This is a genomic window from Streptomyces sp. NPDC056161 (assembly GCF_042268025.1).
GTDB lineage: Bacteria > Actinomycetota > Actinomycetes > Streptomycetales > Streptomycetaceae > Streptomyces.
Genome location: NZ_JBHJUV010000030.1, coordinates 84,424 through 105,045 on the forward strand (window position 1 = coordinate 84,424; position 20,622 = coordinate 105,045).

Annotated in this window: 21 protein-coding genes and 1 pseudogene; 8 read left to right on the top strand and 14 right to left on the bottom strand. The window is 70.9% G+C overall.

The genetic code is table 11. The features are described 5' to 3' along the window. Window positions 1–870: 870 nt before the first annotated feature. Window positions 871–1,341 (bottom strand): ATP-binding protein, encoded by a 471-nt coding sequence (locus tag ACFC09_RS26400; RefSeq protein WP_376532682.1) that lies wholly within the window; start codon window positions 1,339–1,341, stop codon window positions 871–873. Window positions 1,342–1,544: 203 nt separating this feature from the next. Here ACFC09_RS26400 and ACFC09_RS26405 point away from each other — a divergent pair, with 203 nt between their 5' ends. Further along, window positions 1,545–2,891: a hypothetical protein gene (locus ACFC09_RS26405; RefSeq protein ID WP_376532684.1), complete on the top strand. Its 1,347-nt coding sequence runs from the start codon at window positions 1,545–1,547 to the stop codon at window positions 2,889–2,891. Between the two features lie 112 nt (window positions 2,892–3,003). Then, window positions 3,004–3,198: pseudogene (locus ACFC09_RS26410) on the top strand (hypothetical protein); the annotation flags it as partial. A 74-nt stretch (window positions 3,199–3,272) separates the two neighbouring features. On the opposite strand, the gene ACFC09_RS26415 reads toward ACFC09_RS26410, so the two are convergent. Together ACFC09_RS26415 and ACFC09_RS26420 are read right to left on the bottom strand one after the other, a co-directional pair. Further along, window positions 3,273–3,947, bottom strand: a complete 675-nt coding sequence (locus tag ACFC09_RS26415) for a class I SAM-dependent methyltransferase (RefSeq protein ID WP_376532686.1) — start codon at window positions 3,945–3,947, stop codon at window positions 3,273–3,275. Window positions 3,948–4,104: 157 nt separating this feature from the next. Then, window positions 4,105–4,545 carry a hypothetical protein gene (locus ACFC09_RS26420; RefSeq protein ID WP_376532688.1) on the bottom strand — a complete coding sequence of 147 codons (441 nt, stop codon included), beginning with the start codon at window positions 4,543–4,545 and terminating at the stop codon, window positions 4,105–4,107. A gap of 192 nt (window positions 4,546–4,737) precedes the next feature. Here ACFC09_RS26420 and ACFC09_RS26425 point away from each other — a divergent pair, with 192 nt between their 5' ends. Further along, a complete protein-coding gene (locus ACFC09_RS26425; protein ID WP_376532690.1) occupies window positions 4,738–6,033 on the top strand; it encodes a helix-turn-helix domain-containing protein in 1,296 nt (431 codons plus the stop codon). 437 nt (window positions 6,034–6,470) lie between these two features. On the opposite strand, the gene ACFC09_RS26430 is transcribed toward ACFC09_RS26425, so the two are convergent. Further along, a complete protein-coding gene (locus ACFC09_RS26430) occupies window positions 6,471–6,905 on the bottom strand; it encodes an ATP-binding protein (RefSeq protein WP_376532746.1) in 435 nt (144 codons plus the stop codon). A 430-nt stretch (window positions 6,906–7,335) separates the two neighbouring features. On the opposite strand from ACFC09_RS26430, the gene ACFC09_RS26435 reads away from it, so the two are divergent. Further along, window positions 7,336–8,568 carry a helix-turn-helix domain-containing protein gene (locus tag ACFC09_RS26435; protein WP_376532692.1) on the top strand — a complete coding sequence of 411 codons (1,233 nt, stop codon included), beginning with the start codon at window positions 7,336–7,338 and terminating at the stop codon, window positions 8,566–8,568. Beyond that, complete coding sequence (locus ACFC09_RS26440; protein WP_376532694.1) at window positions 8,565–9,086, top strand: NUDIX domain-containing protein; 522 nt, start codon at window positions 8,565–8,567, stop codon at window positions 9,084–9,086. Before ACFC09_RS26435 ends, ACFC09_RS26440 begins: the two co-directional genes overlap by 4 nt. A 19-nt stretch (window positions 9,087–9,105) precedes the next feature. Here ACFC09_RS26440 and ACFC09_RS26445 read toward each other — a convergent pair whose 3' ends face one another. Genes ACFC09_RS26445 through ACFC09_RS26455 form a run of 3 tightly spaced genes read right to left on the bottom strand, consistent with a single transcriptional unit; the run spans window position 9,106 to window position 11,666 of the window. Beyond that, the gene (locus ACFC09_RS26445; RefSeq protein ID WP_376532696.1) at window positions 9,106–9,585 is read right to left on the bottom strand and encodes a GNAT family N-acetyltransferase; all 480 of its coding nucleotides are present in this window, start codon (window positions 9,583–9,585) and stop codon (window positions 9,106–9,108) included. Then, window positions 9,582–10,991: an NAD(P)/FAD-dependent oxidoreductase gene (locus tag ACFC09_RS26450; RefSeq protein WP_376532698.1), complete on the bottom strand. Its 1,410-nt coding sequence runs from the start codon at window positions 10,989–10,991 to the stop codon at window positions 9,582–9,584. Before ACFC09_RS26450 ends, ACFC09_RS26445 begins: the two co-directional genes overlap by 4 nt. 9 nt (window positions 10,992–11,000) lie before the next feature. Beyond that, window positions 11,001–11,666, bottom strand: coding sequence for a rhomboid-like protein (locus ACFC09_RS26455; RefSeq protein ID WP_376532700.1), 666 nt, complete (start codon window positions 11,664–11,666; stop codon window positions 11,001–11,003). Between ACFC09_RS26455 and ACFC09_RS26460 the strand changes: the two genes are divergently transcribed. From ACFC09_RS26460 to ACFC09_RS26470, 3 genes are all read left to right on the top strand, one after another. Next, complete coding sequence (locus tag ACFC09_RS26460; protein WP_376532702.1) at window positions 11,653–12,567, top strand: aminoglycoside phosphotransferase family protein; 915 nt, start codon at window positions 11,653–11,655, stop codon at window positions 12,565–12,567. The two genes, ACFC09_RS26455 and ACFC09_RS26460, sit on opposite strands and share 14 nt — an antisense overlap. Window positions 12,568–12,627: 60 nt before the next feature. After that, window positions 12,628–13,686, top strand: a complete 1,059-nt coding sequence (locus ACFC09_RS26465) for a nitrous oxide reductase family maturation protein NosD (RefSeq protein ID WP_376532704.1) — start codon at window positions 12,628–12,630, stop codon at window positions 13,684–13,686. Window positions 13,687–13,963: 277 nt separating this feature from the next. Further along, window positions 13,964–14,959, top strand: a complete 996-nt coding sequence (locus ACFC09_RS26470) for a methyltransferase (RefSeq protein ID WP_376532748.1) — start codon at window positions 13,964–13,966, stop codon at window positions 14,957–14,959. Window positions 14,960–15,053: 94 nt separating this feature from the next. Here ACFC09_RS26470 and ACFC09_RS26475 read toward each other — a convergent pair whose 3' ends face one another. From ACFC09_RS26475 to ACFC09_RS26505, 7 genes are all read right to left on the bottom strand, one after another. Then, window positions 15,054–15,377: a TcmI family type II polyketide cyclase gene (locus ACFC09_RS26475; protein ID WP_376532706.1), complete on the bottom strand. Its 324-nt coding sequence runs from the start codon at window positions 15,375–15,377 to the stop codon at window positions 15,054–15,056. 20 nt (window positions 15,378–15,397) lie between these two features. Further along, entirely contained in the window at window positions 15,398–15,877 is a 480-nt protein-coding gene (locus tag ACFC09_RS26480; RefSeq protein ID WP_376532708.1) for an SRPBCC family protein, read from the bottom strand. A gap of 1 nt (window position 15,878) precedes the next feature. Further along, the gene (locus tag ACFC09_RS26485) at window positions 15,879–16,136 is read right to left on the bottom strand and encodes an acyl carrier protein (protein WP_376532710.1); all 258 of its coding nucleotides are present in this window, start codon (window positions 16,134–16,136) and stop codon (window positions 15,879–15,881) included. Window positions 16,137–16,281: 145 nt separating this feature from the next. Then, complete coding sequence (locus ACFC09_RS26490) at window positions 16,282–17,532, bottom strand: ketosynthase chain-length factor (RefSeq protein WP_376532712.1); 1,251 nt, start codon at window positions 17,530–17,532, stop codon at window positions 16,282–16,284. Window positions 17,533–17,545: 13 nt separating this feature from the next. Next, window positions 17,546–18,805: a beta-ketoacyl-[acyl-carrier-protein] synthase family protein gene (locus ACFC09_RS26495; RefSeq protein ID WP_376532714.1), complete on the bottom strand. Its 1,260-nt coding sequence runs from the start codon at window positions 18,803–18,805 to the stop codon at window positions 17,546–17,548. Beyond that, a complete protein-coding gene (locus ACFC09_RS26500) occupies window positions 18,802–19,263 on the bottom strand; it encodes a cupin domain-containing protein (RefSeq protein ID WP_376532716.1) in 462 nt (153 codons plus the stop codon). Before ACFC09_RS26500 ends, ACFC09_RS26495 begins: the two co-directional genes overlap by 4 nt. A gap of 64 nt (window positions 19,264–19,327) precedes the next feature. Further along, the gene (locus ACFC09_RS26505) at window positions 19,328–20,404 is read right to left on the bottom strand and encodes a SchA/CurD-like domain-containing protein (protein ID WP_376532718.1); all 1,077 of its coding nucleotides are present in this window, start codon (window positions 20,402–20,404) and stop codon (window positions 19,328–19,330) included. Window positions 20,405–20,622 lie beyond the last annotated feature (218 nt).

Here is a 20,622-nt window from a genome sequence, read left to right on the forward strand (position 1 = left end):
GGCGACCGCGTCCCCAACGACATCGAGGCCGGAGTGCCGCTCCCGGGTCCGTGACGAAGCCGGAAGGGCAGTCGCCACTACCTCCTCATCCCTTTGTTCGCCGCCGTTATCTGGGAATTGACCACTCGGGATATCACGGATTTAGTGACGTGATCCTGCTCCGGTGAACGAACCTGATCCGTTGGCCGTGTCGACAGGAGAGTTTGGTGAATGGCCCGCGCGACTGCCGCGTTCGCGGGGGCCTCGGGACCGGACACCGAGACGGACGGCCCGTCCGCCGGGCGGGTGGCGAGCCTGGTGTTCAACGCGTTGCCCAAATACCGAGCCACCTCAGCATCACGTGATTGAGACGCGCTTATCAGGAGTGCGGTCAAATCCGACACGGACAGCTCGTCCATCAACGTCTGCCTTGGCTGGTTCGGGCGATTGGGGGGAACCTGATCTGCCACTTGTTCCTATCCTCCTCTTTCTCTGCTGTCGGCGGTACGGAGGGGGAAACGGCACTGAACCGCGGGAGGTTCAATACCCGCGACGGTGCGCCCCCGCCGGCGGGCCGCGGGAGCGTGCACGCGGGCCGCCCCGCGCAGAACGTCGGCCCGCGGGCGAAGCGGACGGCTCTCGGCGAAGTGCGGCCGTCGTACGGTCGTGAACAGCTCCACGGCGTGAGCGGCCGGGGAATGAGGAGGCCCGTCCCCGGAGATCATTGGCGGCTGCCGCAGCAGATCAGCGAGACAACACAGGCCGTGACCGCGACGACGGAGAGCACCTGGGCCGCGACCGGCCGCCATCCGATCCGGGTTCGCCGCGGGCGAGTGCGCGGACGCGGCGGACGAGAGGCGTCGTTCAGGGGATCGTCCAAGCCGTCCCGCATCACCGGTCCGCCCTGTTCGTGGTGAGGTTCACGCCGAGGCTCACGCTGAGTTCGGCCCAGCAGCGTTTTCCCCACGGGCGGGAGGCCGGGCCGAGCCGGTCGTAGCCCCACCGGTCGCTCAGCGCCTCGATGAGGAGCAGCCCGCGCCCGCTCTGTTCTTCAGCGGACGGGGCAAGCAACTCGGGAAGGCGGTGGGGAGCGCGGTCGACGACCGCCAGACACACCCACTCGTCGCTGGGCCGGTCGATGATGATCCGAATGGTGGGACCCCGGGCATGGCGGATCGCGTTGGAGACGAGTTCGGCCATCACCAGTGTTGCGGACCTGGTCACCTCGTCCGCAAGACCCCATGCGGCGCATGCGGTGCCGACCAGTCTGCGGGCCAGGGGTGCCGTCCGTTCGGCGCGGGGATGGGTTTCGCTGTAGCCGGGATGCCCGTTCGGACGGGGTCTGGTCGCCGTCATCGTCATGGATCACGCCTTGGGCAGGGGGTCGGGGGGCACCGCGCCGGTACCCCCCGGAGGTCGGAGAGAAGAAGGGACCGGCGCGGCCGTCAACCGTCGGCTACGGGTCGCCGAACGGCCGGTAATCACTCAACTCCTCTGCGCACAGCGGGGTAAGGGAGCAGAGTGGAGGCAGGGTTGAACTGGTTGAACACAGCTCGGGGGTTTCGATGGCACGACGATCGCGCACGCCGAACACAGCCCTGGCGGGCCTGATGCAGTCGGAGGGGATCGGAAACGCGCAGTTGGCGCGGCGCACGAACACCGTCGGGAAAGAACTCGGGATTGTTCTGCACTACGACAAGTCGAGCGTGTCGCAGTGGCTCGCGGGCAGCACGCCGAAACCGCGAGCGAGGCCCGCGATCCTCGAAGCGCTCTCCCGGCTCGCCGGGCGCCCGGTGACTTCCGCCGAAGTCGGCTGGGAGGACGATCCGGCCGAGGAGCGCGACGTCGTCTCGGGAGTGATGGCGCTGAGCCGTGCGGACCTGGACCCGGGCCGCCGCAACGTGCTGACCGCGGGCCTGTACGCCGCCACGCTGGTGGTGCCCGCCTACGACCAGGCGACCGGGGAACTCGACCAGCGGGTGCAGGAGGCCCGTGCGGGTCGCGCCCTGCGGATCGGAACGAGCGACGTCGAGACCGTACGGAAGATGACAGACAAGGTCGCCGACATCCTGGACGAGATCGGCGCCGGTCATGCCCGGCCGATGGCGGCGGCGTTCATCACGAACACCATCGGCACGTACCTGCGCGCGGACGCCTCGGACCAGGTGCGCAAGGCGATGCTGGCAGCCGTCTCCGACTTCGTGTACCTCACGGGGTGGATGGCGATGTACGAGACGAAGCAGGGGCTCGGGCAGAAGTACTACCTGCGGGCCCTCGACCTCGCCGGCGCCGGCGAGGACCACGTCACCTACTGCCGTACGCTGCGCGGCATGTCGTTGCAGGCGTCCCACCTCGGCTACGGCTCGAAGGCGCTGGAGCTGGCGGACGCCGCCGCCGAAGCCGCCCCGGCGTCCGGGCCGCGCCTGACCGCGTTCCTACGCGGGCAGCAGGCCGCCGCCGCCGCGATGACCGGCGATCGGCACACCGCTCTCACCCGGCTCCGCGAGACCGAGACGGCACTGGCCCAGGCGGACGACCGGCGGGACGCCGTGGGCGGCTACGACGAAGCTGCCTACCATTTCCACGAGGCCCATGTCCGGTGGTCACTCAAGGACGGGCCGGGCAGCGTCAAGGCCCTGCGCCGCTCGAACGCCGCCCGCAACCCTGAGGAGCGTCAGGGCCGTGTGCACTGCCTCGGGGTGATCGCTCAACGGCAGATGTCCATGCGGCACGTTGAGGCAGCCTGTGCCACCTGGCACGATTTCCTGGACGAGTACCGGATGATCAGCTCCGCGCGAGGAGACGAGCACCTGCGCAACCTGCGCGCCGGTCTCAAGCCGTACGCCTCCCTGCCGGTCGTACGCACCCTCGACGAGCGGGCGCGCGAGGTCTCCCGGCTGAAGGCAGCCTGACCCGGCTACAGGCTCAACGACAGCTTTCCTTCCACCTTTACGCGAGTTAGACCAGCGGTTGCACGGCGCCTACCTGTAGACATCTGTCCGCATTTATCTGGAGGAGGACGGAATGCGAGTGGGTATCACCGGTCACCGCGGCCTGAGTACGGAGGTCGAGGAGCGCGTGCGGGTGCTCCTGGCGGATGCGGTGGACGGGCACGACGCCGCGGCGCTCGTGGCGGTCTCCTGTATCGCGGACGGTCCCGATGCGTGGTTCGCCGAAGCCGTGCTGTGGACCGGCGGGCACCTTGAGGCCGTCGTCCCGACACCGGGTACTGAAGATGTGCGGGGGCTCTTTCGTGTCCTGGCACTCAGCAAGGCCCAGGGCGGGGGGCCGCCTTACGCGGGGACCTGAGCGCGGACCATGAGCGTGCCCAGGTTCCCCGCTTCCGGAGCCTTGAGGACATGGGCGTCAATGTCGGTGAAGCCGTGCCGCTTGAGGATGTCGGCCCACATCTCGGGGGCGTACTGCCACCGGAGTACCGTCAGCTCGCGCTCCCGTCCTTCGAGCCACTTGCCCCACATCTGCTGAGGACCGTACGAACCAGCGACCGGTTCGGCCTGCGAGAAGGCGAAGACGCCGCCCGGGGAGAGTCGCTTGAAGACGCACGGGAACAGGTCCTCGGGGTCTGTGAACCACACGGCCCCCCACACCGAATAGATCGCGTCGTACTCTGCCGGAGCCGACGAGAGGTAGGAGCATGCCTCGCCCTGGGCGAAGGACAGCCCAGGGGTGCCCCTCCACCAGGCGCGGGCCCGCTCGACCTGGACGGGGGAGAAATCGACGCCGGTCACCTCGACGCCCTGAAGGGCCAAGTGGGCGGCCTCCTTGCCTTCGGCCGGCCCGAGCTCCAGCGCGTGGAGGGGGCGGCCGAGTACTTCGGAGCCGGGCCCGTGCCCGGGGTACTGCGTCCAGTCGAACCGGTCGGCCTGCGGCGCCGGTTGGGCGCCCTCGCCCTTGTAGGGCTTGTACTTGTCCCAGTACTCGGCCGGTGTCATGGGCGCGTGGGGCATGAAGCTCCTCGGGAGGGTGGAGTGACCGATGTCCCTTGAGCTGGACACCGTATCGGGGCTCTCTCCCGCGCATGGGCGAATGGCGCCGCTTCACCTGGCTGGGCACGCGAATAGACCCGGGAGCGTCCGTGACGCCCCCGGGCCTGACCGGTTCGGATCAGTGGCAGTTCGACCCCGGACTGCACGGACCGCACTTGCCGTAGTCCCGTTCCCAGAGCTTCCAGTCCACGTCGAAGCCCGCGTCCGCGATGATCTGCGCAGTGCGCTCCACCGAGCCGTCGTACTTGAACTCGATCTCGGGGATGTGCTCCAGGAACCTGCCGTCGAAGTGCTCCGCGCAGAACTCGCGATAGTTCTTGGTGTCCAGGATGAAGACGTGGACCGCCAGGTCGACCAGGCGGCCACAGCACATCTCCAGTCCCTGGCCCCACTTCTCCATGGCCGTGATCAGGTACGAGACCGCCGCGCCGAACAGTCGGTTGGCCATCACCTCGTCCACGGGGTGATCCCGCATCAGGAGCTGGATCTCCCGGTCCCACACGTCGCGTTTCACGTAGTCCTGGGGGTCTCGGACCTTGGTCTCCACTGCTGCCGTCATGCTGCCCTCCATGGCTTTGTCGGGGCCCGCCACCCAGAGCGGGCCCGCTCTCGAAGGACACCACCGGACGGCCACGAGGAGTGAGCAACTACCTTGCAATGCAGGCAATTTGCAGGTCCTGCACACACCGTCGACGCCCCTTCGCGCGCTCGCTACCGTGGATTGGCCCGGCCCCGGCCAGTGGGAGGCGCGATGCGCACCATGGACCCGCTGTGGAGTTCCACCAAGGCCCGTACGCTCGTCGACCACCAGGACCCCGGAGGGCTCATCCGCATGGGCCGAGTCGGTCGGGGATGGCGGCAAGCCGACCTCGGGGCACGCCTCGGCTGCTCCGCCTCCACCGTCTCCAGGATGGAGCAACGCGGCAGCCGAACGGCTGACCTGCGTCTCCTGCGCCGGGCCGCCCAAGAGGTCGGTGTGCCGCCGCACGTCTTGGGTGCGGCACTGGGATTGAACGTGCTCCAAGCCACTAGAGTGGCGGCCGATGGTCCACGTTGCGCCCAGGAGGACCCCATGCGCCGCCGGACACTGCTTGCGGCCGCCGGGCTGGCGGCCCCCTCCCAGCTCCTTGTCCGCGTGGACGATGCCTTAGCGATCACGCCTGCCCCGACCGGCTCGGCCGTGCCGCTTGATACCCGCCTTGCGCGGGCGCGATCCCTGTTCGACGCGGGCAGGCACGCTGACCTTCTCGAAGCGCTGCCGGGGCTCCTCGCCGACGCCCACGACGCCGCCCGGTCCCGGACGGACCTTGCACACGCCCGGCTCTCGTCGTGCTACAGCCTGGCCGCCCAGCTCCTCGTCAAGATCGGCCGTTACGACCGGGCGCGTCTTACCGCAGACCGCGCCACCGTCCATGCGGAGCTTTCCGGCTCCCCGCTGGCCGCCGCTGCCGCCGCCCGGGAACTGAGTATCGTCCTGCGCCACCAGGGCCAGCCCGGCGCCGCACAGCGCCTGATCCTGAGCGCTGCCGCCCAGGTCGAGGCCACCGGGCTGACGACACCGGCCCATTCGGCAGCCTACGCCCAGATGCTGTGCACCACTTCTTACACGGCGGCGCGGGCCGGGGACCGGGACCAGGCGCTGACCATGATCCGCGAGGCGTCCCAGGCCGCGCGCGACCTCCCGCAGCAAGCCCCGGCCAGCCGTCTGTTCTCCATCACGCCGTCCGCCGTCGACCTCTACGAGGTCGGCGTTCACTGGGCACTGGGTGATGCCGGGGCCGCCCTCCAGGCAGGCCGGGCGCTGCACCCGGACCAGTTCCCCACCGCCGAGCGCAAAGGGCGGATGCATACCGATCTCGGCCGTGCATGGTGGCAGTGGGGCAAGCCCGAGCAGGCGGCCCACGAGTTTCTTTCCGCCGTGCGCGTCTCCCCTGGAGAGGTCCGCGACCGCCCAGCAATCCGTCAGATCGTCGCCGACCTGTCCTCACGGCATCCGCGAGTGAGCGGTGTCGGTGAGCTGGCCGCGGTGACCGGCGTCCGCAGCTGACTGCCGACCGCCTCAGGGAGACGGTCGGCGCGAGATTCGGCCCCTACGGGCCAGCTATCGCTGTCCTCCCCATAAAGGCTCGCGGGGGTGTGAGCGCACAGGAGGCCCGCTTGCCCCTGTACCAGCGCACCCACCGCTTCCGGTCGTACTCCTCATGACTGGTGCCCGGCACGGACGGTCCGCGTTCCTTATTACTGAGGAACCGGTGATCCGGTCGGCGAGTGGCCGAGTGGAAAGGAGGAGAACACCGCCCGGCAGCCGGAGATCATCCGCGGCTGCCGCAGCAGATCAGCGAGACGACACAGGCCGTGACCGCGACGACGGAGAGCACCTGGGCCGCGACCGGCCGCCACCCGATCCGTGCCACCATCGGTGCCGGCGGGGGCGTCGGCCGACGTGCTCCTGGTCGCATGGTGCGGTGTCGAGGCGGTTGAGGATCACCGTTCGGTGATCCCCAGTTCGCTCCACACGGCCTTGCCCCACGGGGCGCCCGGCTTGGTGCCCATGAGGTCGTATCCCCAGCGGTCGGAGTACGCGTCGACCAGGAACAGGCCCCGGCCGGTCGTGTCATCGGCGCAGACCTCTCGAATCCGGGGCAGCTTCCTGGGGGCCCGGTCCACCACCGCCAGGCGAACCCAGTCCGGGGAGGGGCGCGCGACGATCAGCCGAACCAGGGGGCACGAGGTGTGCCGGACGGCGTTCGCGACGAGTTCCGTGATGACCAGTTCCCCGCGGTCGGTGAGGTGGTCGAGGTCCCACAGGCGGAACGCGGCGCGGACGAGACGGCGCGCTTGGGCGGCTGCCTCCGCCGTGCGGGGGTGGTTCTCGGCGTAGCGGGGGTGTCCGATACCGGCTGGGCGTTCGGTGGCCATCGTCACGAAACGCCCCCGAGTTCGAGGTACGTGCGGAAGTGCTCGGGCTTCCAAGTGGCCGGGGCGTCGTGGCGTGCAGCGTAGACGCGGGCGTAGGGGCTTATCGGCCGTGCGCAGGCCAGGGGCGGTGTGCTGCTGGTCCTCGTGGTACTTGCGGGGTGCTGCTCCTGGGAGAGTCTGGTCATCGCGAGCCTCGGCGTCTGCGTGGGGGCATGACCCCGCCCGCTTGTCTCGGGGGAGAACGTCGTGGGCGGGACTGCCGCTCGGGGGCGGCTGTCAGTCAGTCAACGCCGGGGTGCAGGGCTCAGGAGACTCCAGAAGGTGACTCCAACCCGGAGTCACCCCAGGCCCCCTGGACATAGCATCGGCTCACCGCTACTCGGGGGAGTCGGAGATGAACCAGCAGTCAGCACCAGACCCTCGCGTGATCATGGGCGGGCTGCTCAGTGATGAGCGGCTCCTACGCGCCTGCGCCGAGCGGGACATGGGCACCGTCTTCCGGATGCTCAACGGCCGAGGCGTCAGCACCCGGCGTCTCGCCGCCGCCGTCGGCATCACCCAAGGGCGGCTCTACGAGTACATGAACGGCAAGAGCCGGGTGGAGAAGCTGACGGTGTTCGAACAGATCGCGGACGCCTTCCACATTCCCGGCCGGCTGCTGGGGTTGGCGCGCCGGTCATGGGAGCCCGCACCGACGGGACCGGAACACCCGCATGGCGACCGTCCACCGCCTAACGGCGACGATCTCGTGGCCATGGACCACTTCCGCAGCGCCGACCGGCAGACTGGCGGCAGCCGTCTCTACGGGGCTGTGGTGCGCCATCTGTCGGACCGCGTGGCGCCCCGGCTCGTCGACACCGACAGCGACGCGCAGGTGTTCGCGGCAGCGGCGGCGCTGACTGAGATGGCCGGGTGGATGGCCCACGACTCCGGGCAAGACGCCCTCGCTGAACGCCACTTCGCCCGCGCCTTGCCGCTGGCCCGCGCCTCGGGTGACCTCCCGCTTGCAGCGCACGTCGCAGCCTCCAGCAGCCACCTCGCCCTTCAGAGTGGAAACCCGGCGGCGGCCGTGCAGTGGGCCCGCGCCGGCCTCGGCCTCGCCGCGCAGGGGCCGCGTATTCCGGTGCTGACCGCGAGACTGCACACCATGAAGGCTCGCGCCCTGGCCGCCGCCGCGCAGCACACCCCAGCCGCCGGCGCCCTCGAAGAGGCCCGGCGCGACTTGGAAGGGACTTCGGACGCCGCGCACCCGTGGCTGAGCCCGTTCGACGCCGCCGCCCTGGCCAGCGAATCCGCGCTGATCCTGCGCGACCTCGAACGGCTCGACTTGGCACTGGCGGAGGCCGAACAGGCCGTTGTGCTGCGCGAGGAAGGGCGGGCACGGTCGCTCGCCCTGAGTCAGATCACCGTGGTGGACATCCGGGTGCGGCGCAAGGAACTGGACGCCGCCGTGCATGCTGCCCATGCGCTGCTGAGCACGAGCCCCACCCTCGGATCCGTCCGGGTCGTCCAGCAACTGGACGAGTTGCGCCGGCTGCTTGAGCGCCACAAGGAGTATCCACCAGTACGGGAATACCTGGTGCGCTTCGATGACGCGCGCAGGGCGAGAATGCTGCTGCTGGCCGATCTGATCCCGCCGTCATCGGGAGGCACCTCCGCATGAGGCCCACCACCCCCACCCCTGCCGACCCTGAAGCGTGGAACGCGTACCTCGCGGAGGGCAACGCCAAGCAGGCCCGCAAGCGCGTGGCCGCTGACGTGCTGTTGCGTGATGCCGCCGGACGCGTCCTCCTGGTGAACCCGAACTACAAGCCAGGCTGGGACCTGCCCGGCGGGATGGCGGAGGCGAACGAGCCCCCGGAGGATGCGGTGGGCCGGGAACTCATCGAAGAACTCGGTCTGCGGGTGACCGTGCGGGGACTGCTGGTGGTCGACTGGGTCGCCCCGCATGGTCCCTGGGACGATCAGCTCGCGTTCATCTTCGACGGGGGCACCCTCGATATGAGTGCGGCTCCCGCGTTGCGGCCCCGGGACGAAGAACTGTCCGAGGCTGTTTTCATAGCGCCCGATGAGGCGTTGCGCCGGGTCGGTGACCGTATGCGGCGACGGTTCACGGCCGCTCTGGACGCGGTAGCAGATGGCCGCCCCCGCTACCTCCGCGACGGCGTACCCGTGGCATAGACCCGCCACCGGCAAGGGTCTATCGCCCCGCCCCCAGCTCACCCAACGCCCCGTCCGTGAGCCGGAACACCGTCCACCCGTCCTGTGGGACGGCCCCGAGCCTGCGGTAGAAGCCGATCGCGGGTTCGTTCCAGTCGAGGACCGACCACTCCAGGCGGGCGTACCCGCGCCGTACGCAGATGCGGGCCAGTTCGGTGAGCAGGGCGCGGCCGTGGCCGGCGCCGCGGGCCTCCGGGCGGACGTACAGGTCCTCCAGGTGGATGCCGTGGACGCCGCGCCAGGTCGAGAAGGTGAGGAACCAGAGCGCGAAGCCGACCGGCTCGCCGGTCGTGTCGTCCACGGCCAGGTGGGCGAAGACGGCCGGGTGCGGCCCGAACAGCGCCTCGTGCAGTTGCCCGGGGGTGGCCCTGGCCTCGTCGGGGGCCTTCTCGTAGACGGCCAGATCGCGGATCAGGGCGTGGATGACGGGGACGTCGGCGGGGGTCGCGGGGCGGATCACGCGTGCCTCCCGGCCACCCGGTCCGCCCAGCGGGCCAGGCGGGAGGAGTCGCTGCTCGGGCGGAGCCGTTCGCGGCGGTCGGCGGCGCGGTAGGTGGCGTACATGCCCTTCACGCCCAGCCAGCGGAAGGGCTCCGGCTCCCAGCGGCGGACCTTGTGGTCGACCCAGGGCAGGTCCGTCAGCGCGGTGCGGGAGCCCTGGCCGGAGTCCAGCCGGACCAGGTCGCACAGGGTGCGGGCGGCGAGGTTGGCGGTGGCGACGCCCGAACCGACGTAGCCGCCCGCCCAGCCCAGGCCCGTCGTGCGGTCCAGGGTGACGGTCGTGCACCAGTCGCGCGGCACGCCGAGGACACCGGACCAGGCGTGGGCCACGCGCAGGCCCGCGAGGGACGGGAAGAAGCGGACGAGGATGTCGCGGAGGGCGTCGATGGTCGCGTCCTGGGTGCGGCCGTCGTTGTCGGTGCGGGAGCCGAAGCGGTAGGGGACGCCACGGCCGCCGAGGGCTATCCGGCCGTCGGCGGTGCGCTGGGCGTACATGTAGGCGTGCGCCATGTCGCCCAGGGTCTCCCGGCCGTCCCAGCCGATCTCGGCCCACTGCTCGTCGGTGAGCGGCTCGGTGGCGATCATCGAGGAGTTCATGGGCAGCCAGGTGCGCCGCTGGCCCTTCAGGGCGGCGGTGAAGCCCTCGGTGCAGCGCAGCACGTAGGGGGCGCGCACGGTGCCGTACGGGGTGACGGCGTGACCCTGGCGGATCTCCGTCACCGGTGTCGACTCGTGGACGGTGACGCCCAGCGCCTCGACGGCCGCGGCGAGGCCCTTGACGAGCTTGGCCGGGTGCAGCCGGGCGCCGTGCGGGGTCCAGGCGGCGCCGACCGCGTCGGCGACCCGGATCCGTTCGCGGGTCTCACGGGCGCCGTACAGCTCGCGGTCCCGCTCGCCGTAGGACAGCTCGTGGGCGTGGAACGCCTTCAGGCGGCCCAGCTGGGCGGGGGTGGTGGCCACTTCCAGCACGCCGCCCCGGTGCAGGTCGGCGTCGATGCCCTCGGCCTCGGTGACCGCGACGACCTCGGCGACGGTGTCGTTCATCGCGCGTTGCAGGCGTACGGCGGCCTCGTGGCCGTGCAGCCGGGCGTAGCGGTCGCGGCCCGCGACGCCGTTGTAGAGCCAGCCGCCGTTGCGGCCGGAGGCGCCGTAGCCGCAGAACTTCTGCTCCAGGACGGTGATGCGCAGGAAGGGGGCGGTCTTCTTCAGGTAGTAGGCGGTCCACAGTCCGGTGTAGCCGCCGCCGACTATCACGACGTCGGCGGACGCGTCGCCGGTCAGGGGCGCGCGGGCGGCGGGAAGGCCGTCGTCCGCGTACCAGAAGGAGATGCCGCCGTTGACGACACTGCTTGCCGAGCTGCTCATGCGCGGACGTTAACCCCTGAGGGCGGTCAGTGTCTCCTTCGGATTCCATGCTTTTCCGCGGCCCCTGACCAGCGGATAGCACGCGAGACCGATCAGTACGGACAGGAAGTGCCCGAGGTCGGTGAAGGTGGCGCCGGTGAGGAGGGGCACCAGGAAGAAGATCAGTACGGCCGCCAGGTACCCGTACCGCCAGGGCGCCGCGATCCGGTAGGTGAGCACGCCCACCACCCCGGCCAGGGCGTAGCTGACGCCGATGTCGAGGGTGTCGGCGGCCCGCCGCGGGGCGGCCCCGACGTCGATGGCGTGCAGCAGCGTCAGCTCGCTGCCCACCGTGGCCAGCACGTGCGCGGCGACGCAGACCACGAGCCAGCGCAGGGTGCCGAGCCAGCGTTCGGCCTGGGCGTGGAAGACCGTGTACAGGGCGGCGTACGGCAGCCAGTACTCGCCGTCGATCCACATCGCGCTGGTGATCAGCACCCGTACCGGGTCGCGGGACAGCTCGTGGATGTTGGTCGAGCGGTGCCGCAGGAACGCCTGCTCGAAGGCCGGGGACATGTAGTGCAGGGCGACGGTGGTGGCGAACAGGATCAGCAGCCAGAGGTAGGTTCCCGGGGCGCTGCGGACGTAGGCAGCCGCCGCCCCGAGCCCGCGCCGAAATCGGATGACCCGGTTCACACACGTCAGTATCGTCGGCGAGGTGATCGAAGTGCCTGGCGAGCTGGTCGCCTCACAGGAGAGGTTCAACGGGGAGGCGGGGCGTTCCTTCATCGCGGAGCTGCCGGGACGGGCCGAGGAGTTCCTGCGGCGGTGGGAGCTGGTGGTGGACGGTCCGGCCATGTACGGGTGGTGTGCGCTGGTGCTGCCCGTGGTCCGGGCCGACGGGACGCCGGCCGCGCTGAAGCTCCAGCCGCTCGACGAGGAGAGCGCGGGTGAGCCCGAGGCGCTGCGGGTCTGGGACGGCGACGGGGCGGTACGACTGCTGGAGCACGACGGGCCGACCTGCACGCTGCTGCTGGAGCGGCTCGACGAGGGCCGGGTGCTGAGCGACCTGCCGGACGACCGGGAGGCGGTGCGGATCATCGGCGGGCTGCTGGCCCGGCTGACCGCGGTGCCGGCCCCGCCGGGGATGCGCCGGCTGGCCGACATCGCCCGTCGGATGCTGGAGCAGGTGCCGTGGGCGCTGGAGCGGATCGCGGATCCGGCGGACCGGCGGCTGGTCGGGGACTGCGCGGCGGCGGTGCGCGAGGTGCTGGCCGAGCCCGGTGACCGGCTGCTGCACTGGGACCTGCACTTCGAGAACGTGCTCGCGGGGGCGCGGGCCGACTGGCTGGCCATCGATCCGAAACCGCTGGCCGGCGACCCCGGCTTCGATCTGCTCCCGGCGATCGACAACCGTTACGACCCGGCCGAGACCCGCTGGCGTTTCGACGCGCTGACGGATGCGCTGGGCCTGGACCGGGAGCGGGCGCGGGCGTGGACGCTGGGGCGGGTGCTGCAGAACTGTCTGTGGGAGACGGAGGACGGACGGCCGTTGGAGGCCGTCCAGTTGGAGATCGGGCGCGCTCTGCGCCGATGACACGCCGTCGAACGGCCCATCCACCCGGTCCATGGGCTGATCGGCCATAGCGTGCAGAATATGACAAAATGCAGCATCGCGTACCTGGCGTGCACCGCGGCACTCGTCGGTGCGGCCCTCGGTACCACCCCGGCCTCCGCCGCCCACACGACCCACGTGGTCCACCCCGGGGAATCCATCCAGAAGGCGGTCGACGCCGCACGGGCCGGAGACACCGTCCTGCTGACCCCCGGCATCTACCGGCAGAGCGTGACGGTGAGCAAGTCCGGTCTGACCCTGCGCGGCATGGGTCTCGGCACCGTGCTCCAGCCCACCGGGAAGAAGGCCGCCACCGGCTGCTCCGCGGCGGGCAACGGCATCTGCGTGACGGGCACGACGGCCCACCCGGTCCAGGACGTCACCGTCGCGGACCTCAGTGTGACCGGCTTCGCGCGGGCCGGGGTGTTCGGCACGTCGACCGACCGGATGACCGTGACCAGGGTCTACGCCGCCAACAACGGCGTCTGGGGCATCGCCCAGGAGCGGTCCGTGCACGGCGTGTTCCGGTACAACCACGCCAAGGGGAACGGCGACGCGGGCCTCTTCCTCGCCAACACCGTCTCGGCCGAGCAGGGCGCTAAGGACACCAAGGGCGCGGCGGTCGAGAGCAACCGCCTGGAGGGCAACCGGATCGGCGTGACCGTCCGGCGTCTGCGCAACCTCACCGTCGCGGACAACTACGTCACCGGCAACTGCGTCGGCATGTTCGTCGTCGGCGACGAGAACAAGCCGCGGGCGGGCGCCCTGACCGTCCGGGACAACCAGATCACGCAGAACAACAAGTCCTGCCCGAAGACCGCCCGGCTGCCCGCGCTCCAGGGCTCCGGGATCGTCCTGACCGGCGCCGAGGACACCCTGGTCACCCGGAACCGGATCACCGGTCACTCCGGCAAGTCGCCGCTGTCGGGCGGCATCGTCCTGTTCAAGAGCTTCGTGGGCGTCACCAGCGAGCGGAACCGGATCAACGACAACGTGCTGGACGACAACGCCCCGGCCGACCTGGTCAACACCGACACCGGCAAGGGCAACACGTTCAGCGGCAACTCCTGCCGGGCCTCCAAGCCCGCGGGCATGTGCTGACCGCCGTCCGTCGCGTCCCGTAGCCCGGGGCCGACCGGTCCGCGGCCGGCCCCGGGGCGGTCCGTGGGCCGGCCCACGGGCCGGTCCAGTCCAGGCCGGTCCAGTCCAGGCCGGTCCAGTCCAGGCCGGTCCGGTCCAGGCCGGTCCAGGGCCGGTCCAGCCCGGACCAAGGCCAGTCCAAGGCCAATCCAAGGAAGGAAGGCGGCACATGACGACCGCGACCTCCAAGCCCTCGGCCCCGCACGAGAAGGCAGGCTCCCCGTCCCCACCGCCGTCCATGCGGCTGCGGGAGCTGGTGTTCGGCGCGGCATGTGCCGCCGCCGTCCGGGCGGCCGCCCGGCTGGGCGTCGCCGACGCCCTCGGGGAGTCCCCCATGGCCGTGACGGACCTCGCGGCCGCGGTGAAGACCGAGCCGGCGCCGCTGCGCCGGCTGCTGCGGGCGCTGGTCTGCTACGGCGTCTTCGAGGAGCGGCCGGACGGCACGTTCGCGCACACCACCATGTCCCGGCTGCTGCGCGAGGACGACCCGAACAGCCTGCGTGACATCTCCCTGTGGTGCACCGAGCCGTGGACCTGGGACGCCTGGCCCCGGCTCAACGAGGCCGTGCGCACCGGCCGGAACGTGGTCGAGGACCTGTACGGCAAGGAGTTCTTCACCTACCTCAACGAGGACGCCCCCGAGTCGGCGGACGTCTTCAACCGCGCGATGACCACCTCCAGCGAGCAGTCGGCGCGGGACGTGGCCGCGCTGCTCGACCTGTCCGGCGCCGCCTCGGTCGCCGACATCGGCGGCGGCCAGGGCCATGTGGTGGCGAGCCTGCTCGACAAGTACCCGTCGATGCACGGCAGTCTGCTCGACCTGCCGCGCGTGGTGGCAGGCGCCCTGCCGCGGCTGCGCGCCGGCGGCGACCTCGCCGACCGCGCGCGCGTCGTGCCCGGCGACGCCCGGGTGTCCGTCCCGGTGAAGGCCGACGTCTACGTCATCAAGAACATCCTCGAATGGGACGACGCGAGCACGACGCGGCTGCTCGGCAACGTCATCGCGGCGGGCGGGCCCGGCGCCCGGATCGTGGTCATCGAGAACCTCGTCGACGACACCCCCTCGATGCGCTTCAGCACCGCCATGGACCTGCTGCTGCTGCTCAACGTCGGCGGGGCCAAGCACACCACCGACTCCATGGTGCGCCGGCTGACCGCGGCCGGCCTGGTCGTCGACGGCACCGGTCCCGTCAACCCCTACCTGGACGCGTTCGACTGCCACGTCCCCGGCTGAGCGGGACACCGGCGCGGCGGTACGGACACGGAAACCGGCGCCGGGCCCGCGGCAGCGGGCCCGGCGACCGGTGTTTCCGTATCGGGAGACGGTGTCAGCCGCGCTCCCACAGGTAGAAGCGGTGCGCCATGGCGTCCTTCGGGGAGCGCCAGGTCTCGGGGTCGTACGCGCTGACGTACGCCGTGAGCCGCTCGCTGATGCCCCGGAACTCCGGGTGGTCGGTGACCTTGGCGATGGCCGGTCCGGGCTCGCGCTCGGACTCGACGAGGTGCATGTACACATCGCCGAACTGGAAGAGGCTGCGCCGGACGACCCCGACGAGGTGGGGCAGCTCCCCCCGGTCCGACTCCTCGAACACCTTGGCGATGTCAGGGGCGGAGCCGGGGGCCATCCGGGCGACGATGAGAGCCTGGTGCATCGGGTGCGTTCCTTCCGCGCTCAGTCGGCGACGGCGGCCGTGGACCGCTTCCCGGCCGCGGCCTTCTCGATCTTGTCCCGGATCAGCCCCATCTGGATCTTGGAGTTCCGGTTGATGTTGTCGGTCATCCAGTCGTCGTCGACCGGGGCGTCCGGCTTCATCGCGAAGTCCTGGGTCCACACCATCCGGGTGCCGGCCGCGACCTCCTCGTAGCGCCAGTGGATGTCCATGTGCGCGAACGGGCCGGTCTCCACCCGGCGTGCCTTGACGCTGAGCGTGTCGCGGTCCGGCTCGCGCTCGGAGACCCAGCTCCACACCGTGCCCTTCTCGTCCGGGTGCATGGTCAGCCGGAACGTCGTCTTCGCGCCCTCCCGGGAGAGGATCTCGACCGCCGCATACTCGCTGAACAGCTGCGGCCAGTTCGCCAGGTCGTTGGTCATCTCCCAGACGAGGTCCAGGGGGGCGCCGATGACGATCTCGTTCTGTGTGTGTCCTGCCATGTCAGGCTCCTGCCATCAGAGTGGTGTTGACGAGGTCGAGGAACTGCCGGGGCGTCCTGCAGCGCTCCGCGTCCGGCGGCATCGGCGTGCCGTGCCGGTTCTCCAGCTCGCCGACGATGCCGAGCAGGCCCAACGAGTCGATGCCGAGGGCGTCGAAGCCGCTGTCGGAGCGCTGCTCCAGTTCCTGCGGGGCGACGCTGACCCCGGCGGCCTGCTTCATGAGCCCGGACAACTCTTCCAGCGTGATGAGGACACTCATGCGGTTCTCTCCTTCTCTCCGGGAGTGCTGTGAGACGGCCTCCGGGGAGGCGTCGGGTGACGGTCTCCGGGGAGACGTCGGGTGACGGTCTCGGGTGACGGCCTCGGGAGACGTCGGGTGACGGCCTCGGAAGGCGTCGGGTTCTTCAGACGCGTTCGCCGGTGCCGCGCCGCAGCACCAGCGCCGAGTTCGACCCCATGAGTCCCCGGCTGAGGACCAGCGCCGTGCGCAGTTCGGCGTTGCGGGCCCGGCAGGTCACGAGGTCGAGGTCGTGGCAGACGTCGAAGACGTTGGGGGTGGGTGGGATCAGTCCGTGCTCCATCGCGAGCACCGCCGCCGCGGTGTCCAGCACGGGCGCCGCGCAGTAGCCCCGGCCGATGCCGGTCTTCGGCGCGGTGACCGGTACCCGCGCGGCGTGCGCGCCCAGGGCGTCGGCGATGGCCAGCGCCTCGGCGCGGTCCGCGGCCGGCACGCCCAGCGCGTCGGCGAAGACCACGTCGATCTCCTCCGGCGCGCACCCGGCCTCGTCCAGGGCGCCCCGGATCGCCTGGGCGAGCCCGGCCCGGGAATCCTCCCAGCGGGAGGCTCCGGTGAAGGTCGCCGCGTGCCCGGCGAGCATGGCGCGCAACGGCGCCCCGCGCTCCAGGGCCGTGCGCTCCGCCTCCACCACGACCATGGCGCCGCCCTCGGCGGGCACGAACCCGCCGGCCTCGGCCGTGAACGGAAGGTAGGCGCGCAGCGGATCGTCCGCGGTGCTCAGCTCCTGGTAGCCGAGCTGGCAGACCATCGAGTACGGGGCCAGTGGCGCCTCGGTCGACCCGGCGACGACCGCGTCGGTGCCGCGCTGCACCGCCCGCGCCGCATGGGCGAGGGCGTCGAGGCCGCCCGCCTCGTCGGCCGCGACCACCGAGCAGGGGCCCTTCAAGCCGCGACGGATGGAGATCTGGCCGGTGGAGGCGGCGTAGAACCAGGCGATGGACTGGTACGGGCCGACGAACCGGCTGCCCTTACCCCACAGTCGCTGCAGCTCCCGCTGGCCGAACTCACCGCCGCCGGAACCGGCCGCGGTGACCACGCCGATGGAGAACGGCGCGTCGGCGGTGTCGGCCTGGCCCAGCCGGGCGTCCTCCAGCGCGAGGTCGGCCGCGGCCATCGCGTAGTGCGTGAACCGGTCGGTCTGGACGAGGTAGCGCTCCTCGACCGCCGCCGCCGGGTCGAACGCGCGAACCTCGCCGGCCACCTTCAACGGCAGGTGCTCGCAGCCCTCGCGGGTGATCCGGTCGAGGACGCTGAGCCCCCGCTGGGTGGCCTTCCAGAAGGTGTCGGTGGTGGTTCCGTTGGGTGCGACGACACCGATTCCGGTGATGGCCGCGCGACGTTCGTGGGGTGCGCTCATCGTGTGCTCTCCCTTACTCCCTGGGCCGGGTCAGGATCACCGCGGACTGGAAGCCGCCGAACCCGCTGCCCACGGAGAGCACGCTGCGCAGCGTGCGCTCGCGGGCGACACGGGGGACGTAGTCCAGGTCGCACTCGGGGTCCGGGGTCTCGTAGTTGGCGGTCGGCGGGACGACCTGGTTCGCCAGGGCCAGCACGCAGGCCACGACCTCGATCGCGCCGATCGCGCCGAGGGAGTGCCCCACCATGGACTTGATGGAACTCATGGGCGTCCGGTAGGCGTGCTGCCCCAGGGCCCGCTTCACGGCGGCCGTCTCGTGCCGGTCGTTCTGCCGGGTGCCGGAGCCGTGGGCGTTGACGTAGTCGATGGCCGTGGGGTCCAGCCGGGCGTGGTCGAGGGCGTCCTCGATGGCCCGCGCCATCTCCAGGCCCTCACTGGTCAGGCCGGTCATGTGGTAGGCGTTGCCGTAGGTGGCGTAGCCGCTCAGTTCGCAGTAGACGTGGGCGCCCCGGGCTCGCGCGTGTTCCAGTTCCTCCAGGACGAGCACCGCGCCGCCCTCGCCCATGACGAAGCCGTCACGGTTGTTGTCGAAGGGCCTGGAGGCGTGGGCCGGGTCGTCGTTGTTGGGGGATGTGGCCTTGATCGCGTCGAAGCACGCCATGGTGATCGGTGAGATCGGCGAGTCCGACGCACCGGCTATGCAGACGTCGGCCCGGCCCTCCTCGACGGTGTGGAAGGCGTACCCGACCGCGTCGAGTCCGGAGGTGCAGCCGGTCGAGACGGTCTGCACCGGACCCTGGGCGCCGAATCGTTCCGCCACCGCGGAGGCCAGCGTGCTCGGCGAGAACGCCCGGTGCAGCTGTGGCTGCGCCTCGCGGTGGTCCACGTCCCAGTGCTGCCCGCCGTGGCTGACCAGGACGTAGTCGTGTTCCAGGCGGGTGGTGCCGCCCACCGCGGTGCCCAGCGAGACACCGACCCGCCAGGGGTTCTCCCTGGCCAGGTCGAGACCGGAGTCCCGGACCGCCTCGTCACCGGCGACCAGCGCGAACTGTATGTACCGGTCCGCCCGCTCGGTCTGCTCCGCGTCCAGCCCGTACGCCGCCGGATCGAAGTCGCACTCCGCGGCGATCCGGGACCTGAGTCCGGACGGGTCGAAGAACGTGATGCCGCGCGTCGCCGTGCGGCCGGCCGCGAGCAGGTCCCAGAACGCCCGGGTGCCGATCCCGCCCGGGGCGACGATGCCTATGCCGGTGACCGCCACCCGCCGGGTCATGAGGGAACCTTCCGCGGATCGGCCGCGTCGTCGGCGGCCGCCTCGGTGGTGACGGCGGCAGCGCCGATCACCTCGGTCTCCTCCGTGTCGACGTGGCCCAGCTGCGGACGCGGCGCGAGCGGACCGAGGTGGAAGACGAGCCGGGCCTCCACGTTGCCGACGTTGCGGAAGCGGTGGCGCATGTAGGCGGGGATCATCAGCCCCTGCTCGGGCCGCAGCTGGTGCGCCTCGCCGTCCAGGTCCACCTCCAGCTCACCGCACAGGGCGTAGACGAACTCCTCGGAGTACGGGTGGTAGTGCTCACCGATGCGGTCGCCGGGCTGCACGATGGCCACGCCCATGAAACCGCTGGTGGAACCCACCGTGGCCGGGGTGAGCATGGCGCGCAGATCGCCGCCGCGCCGGACGTTGGGCTCGACCTCGCTGAGGTCCACGATTCTGGGACGGGGTTTGATCACGACGTTCCTCCGTTGGTGTGCTGCGGTGGGATGAGGGGCGTGTCCACCGGATCGGGCCGCCGGCTCAGGCGCCCGGCGAACGGCGGTCGGTGACCAGGGTCATGCGGACGGCCTCGCCGTCGAGGAGCGACTTCAGCTCGGCCGCGTGCGGCGACGGAGGCACCACGGGCTGGGTGCCGGTCTCCTCGCGCAGGTCGAGCAGCCGCACCACGACGTCGTCGCGTTGGAAGATCGTGCTGCGCAGCACCGGGCTGGTCGGGTCCCCCGCGACCATCTCGTCGTACTGGGCGAGCAGTTCGGCCAGCCGCATCCCACGGCCGGGCACCGCCGGGTAGTGCATCGCGCACCGCTCGCCCCAGGCCAGGCCGTCCGCCGTCACGTGGTGCACGGCCGGCAGCGCCGCCCGGGTGAAGAAGATCCGCGCCGACTCCTGGTCGCTCAGGTCCCGCTCCTGCTCCAGGTACGGGTTGATGGCCTCCTCGACCGCGCGCACCTCGGGCTGCCGGGCGACGTGCCGCAGGGCCGCGAGCAGGTCGCCGCGCACCTCGATGGCCCGCACCACCCGGTTGCCGTGCATGAACAGCGAGGTCCGGCACAGCCGCGTGGACTCGTCGACCTTCGCCTCGGGCGCGGCGTACTCCGCGAGCAGCTTCTGCACCTTCTCCTCGCTGCCCGGCCGGACCGTGAAGGTCAGCGCGTGCCGGATCAGCCCGTCACCGATCCGCGGCGAGGTCTGGAGCCGGCGCTGCGGCGACCGCTCGACACCCACACCGGTCTCCCGCACGACGTGGAAGCGCAGCGACCGGGTGTCCCGGACACAGCCGTGCAGCGGCTTCACCATGTCCACGTGCTCCTCGCTGTTCACCCAGGCGAGGAAGGGCGGGGCGCTCTCCCACTCGCTCGTGATGAGCCATTGGGAGGGATTCTCGATGGACTGGCAGAGTTGGTCGCTGACGTGGCCGGGCACGGACGCAACCTGGTTGCACAGGTGCTCGTACGCCTTCAGGAACTGCTGCTGGGCTCCGTCGTACACGTCGACCAGCAGGACGACCCGCAGCCGGGAGCCGTCGAACACGGACTGGGAGACTTTCGACACCTGTCGGGTCAGCGCTTCTGAAACACGTTCAGAGGTAGTGGTCATCCTGCGTACATCTCCTTACGGGGCAGACTCGGGCGCCGGCCGCGGGTGACGCGACGTCAGCGTTCCTTGATCCTGTGCCGGTCCCCAGGAGTGCGCGACTCGTATGAACCACGCGGGTGATGGGCACCGCGAAGACACTCCGGGCGGCCCGCCCAGGGCTGTGAACCACGCGGGTGATTGAGAGAGCCGAGGCACACCGAGCCGCCCGCAGAGGGCAT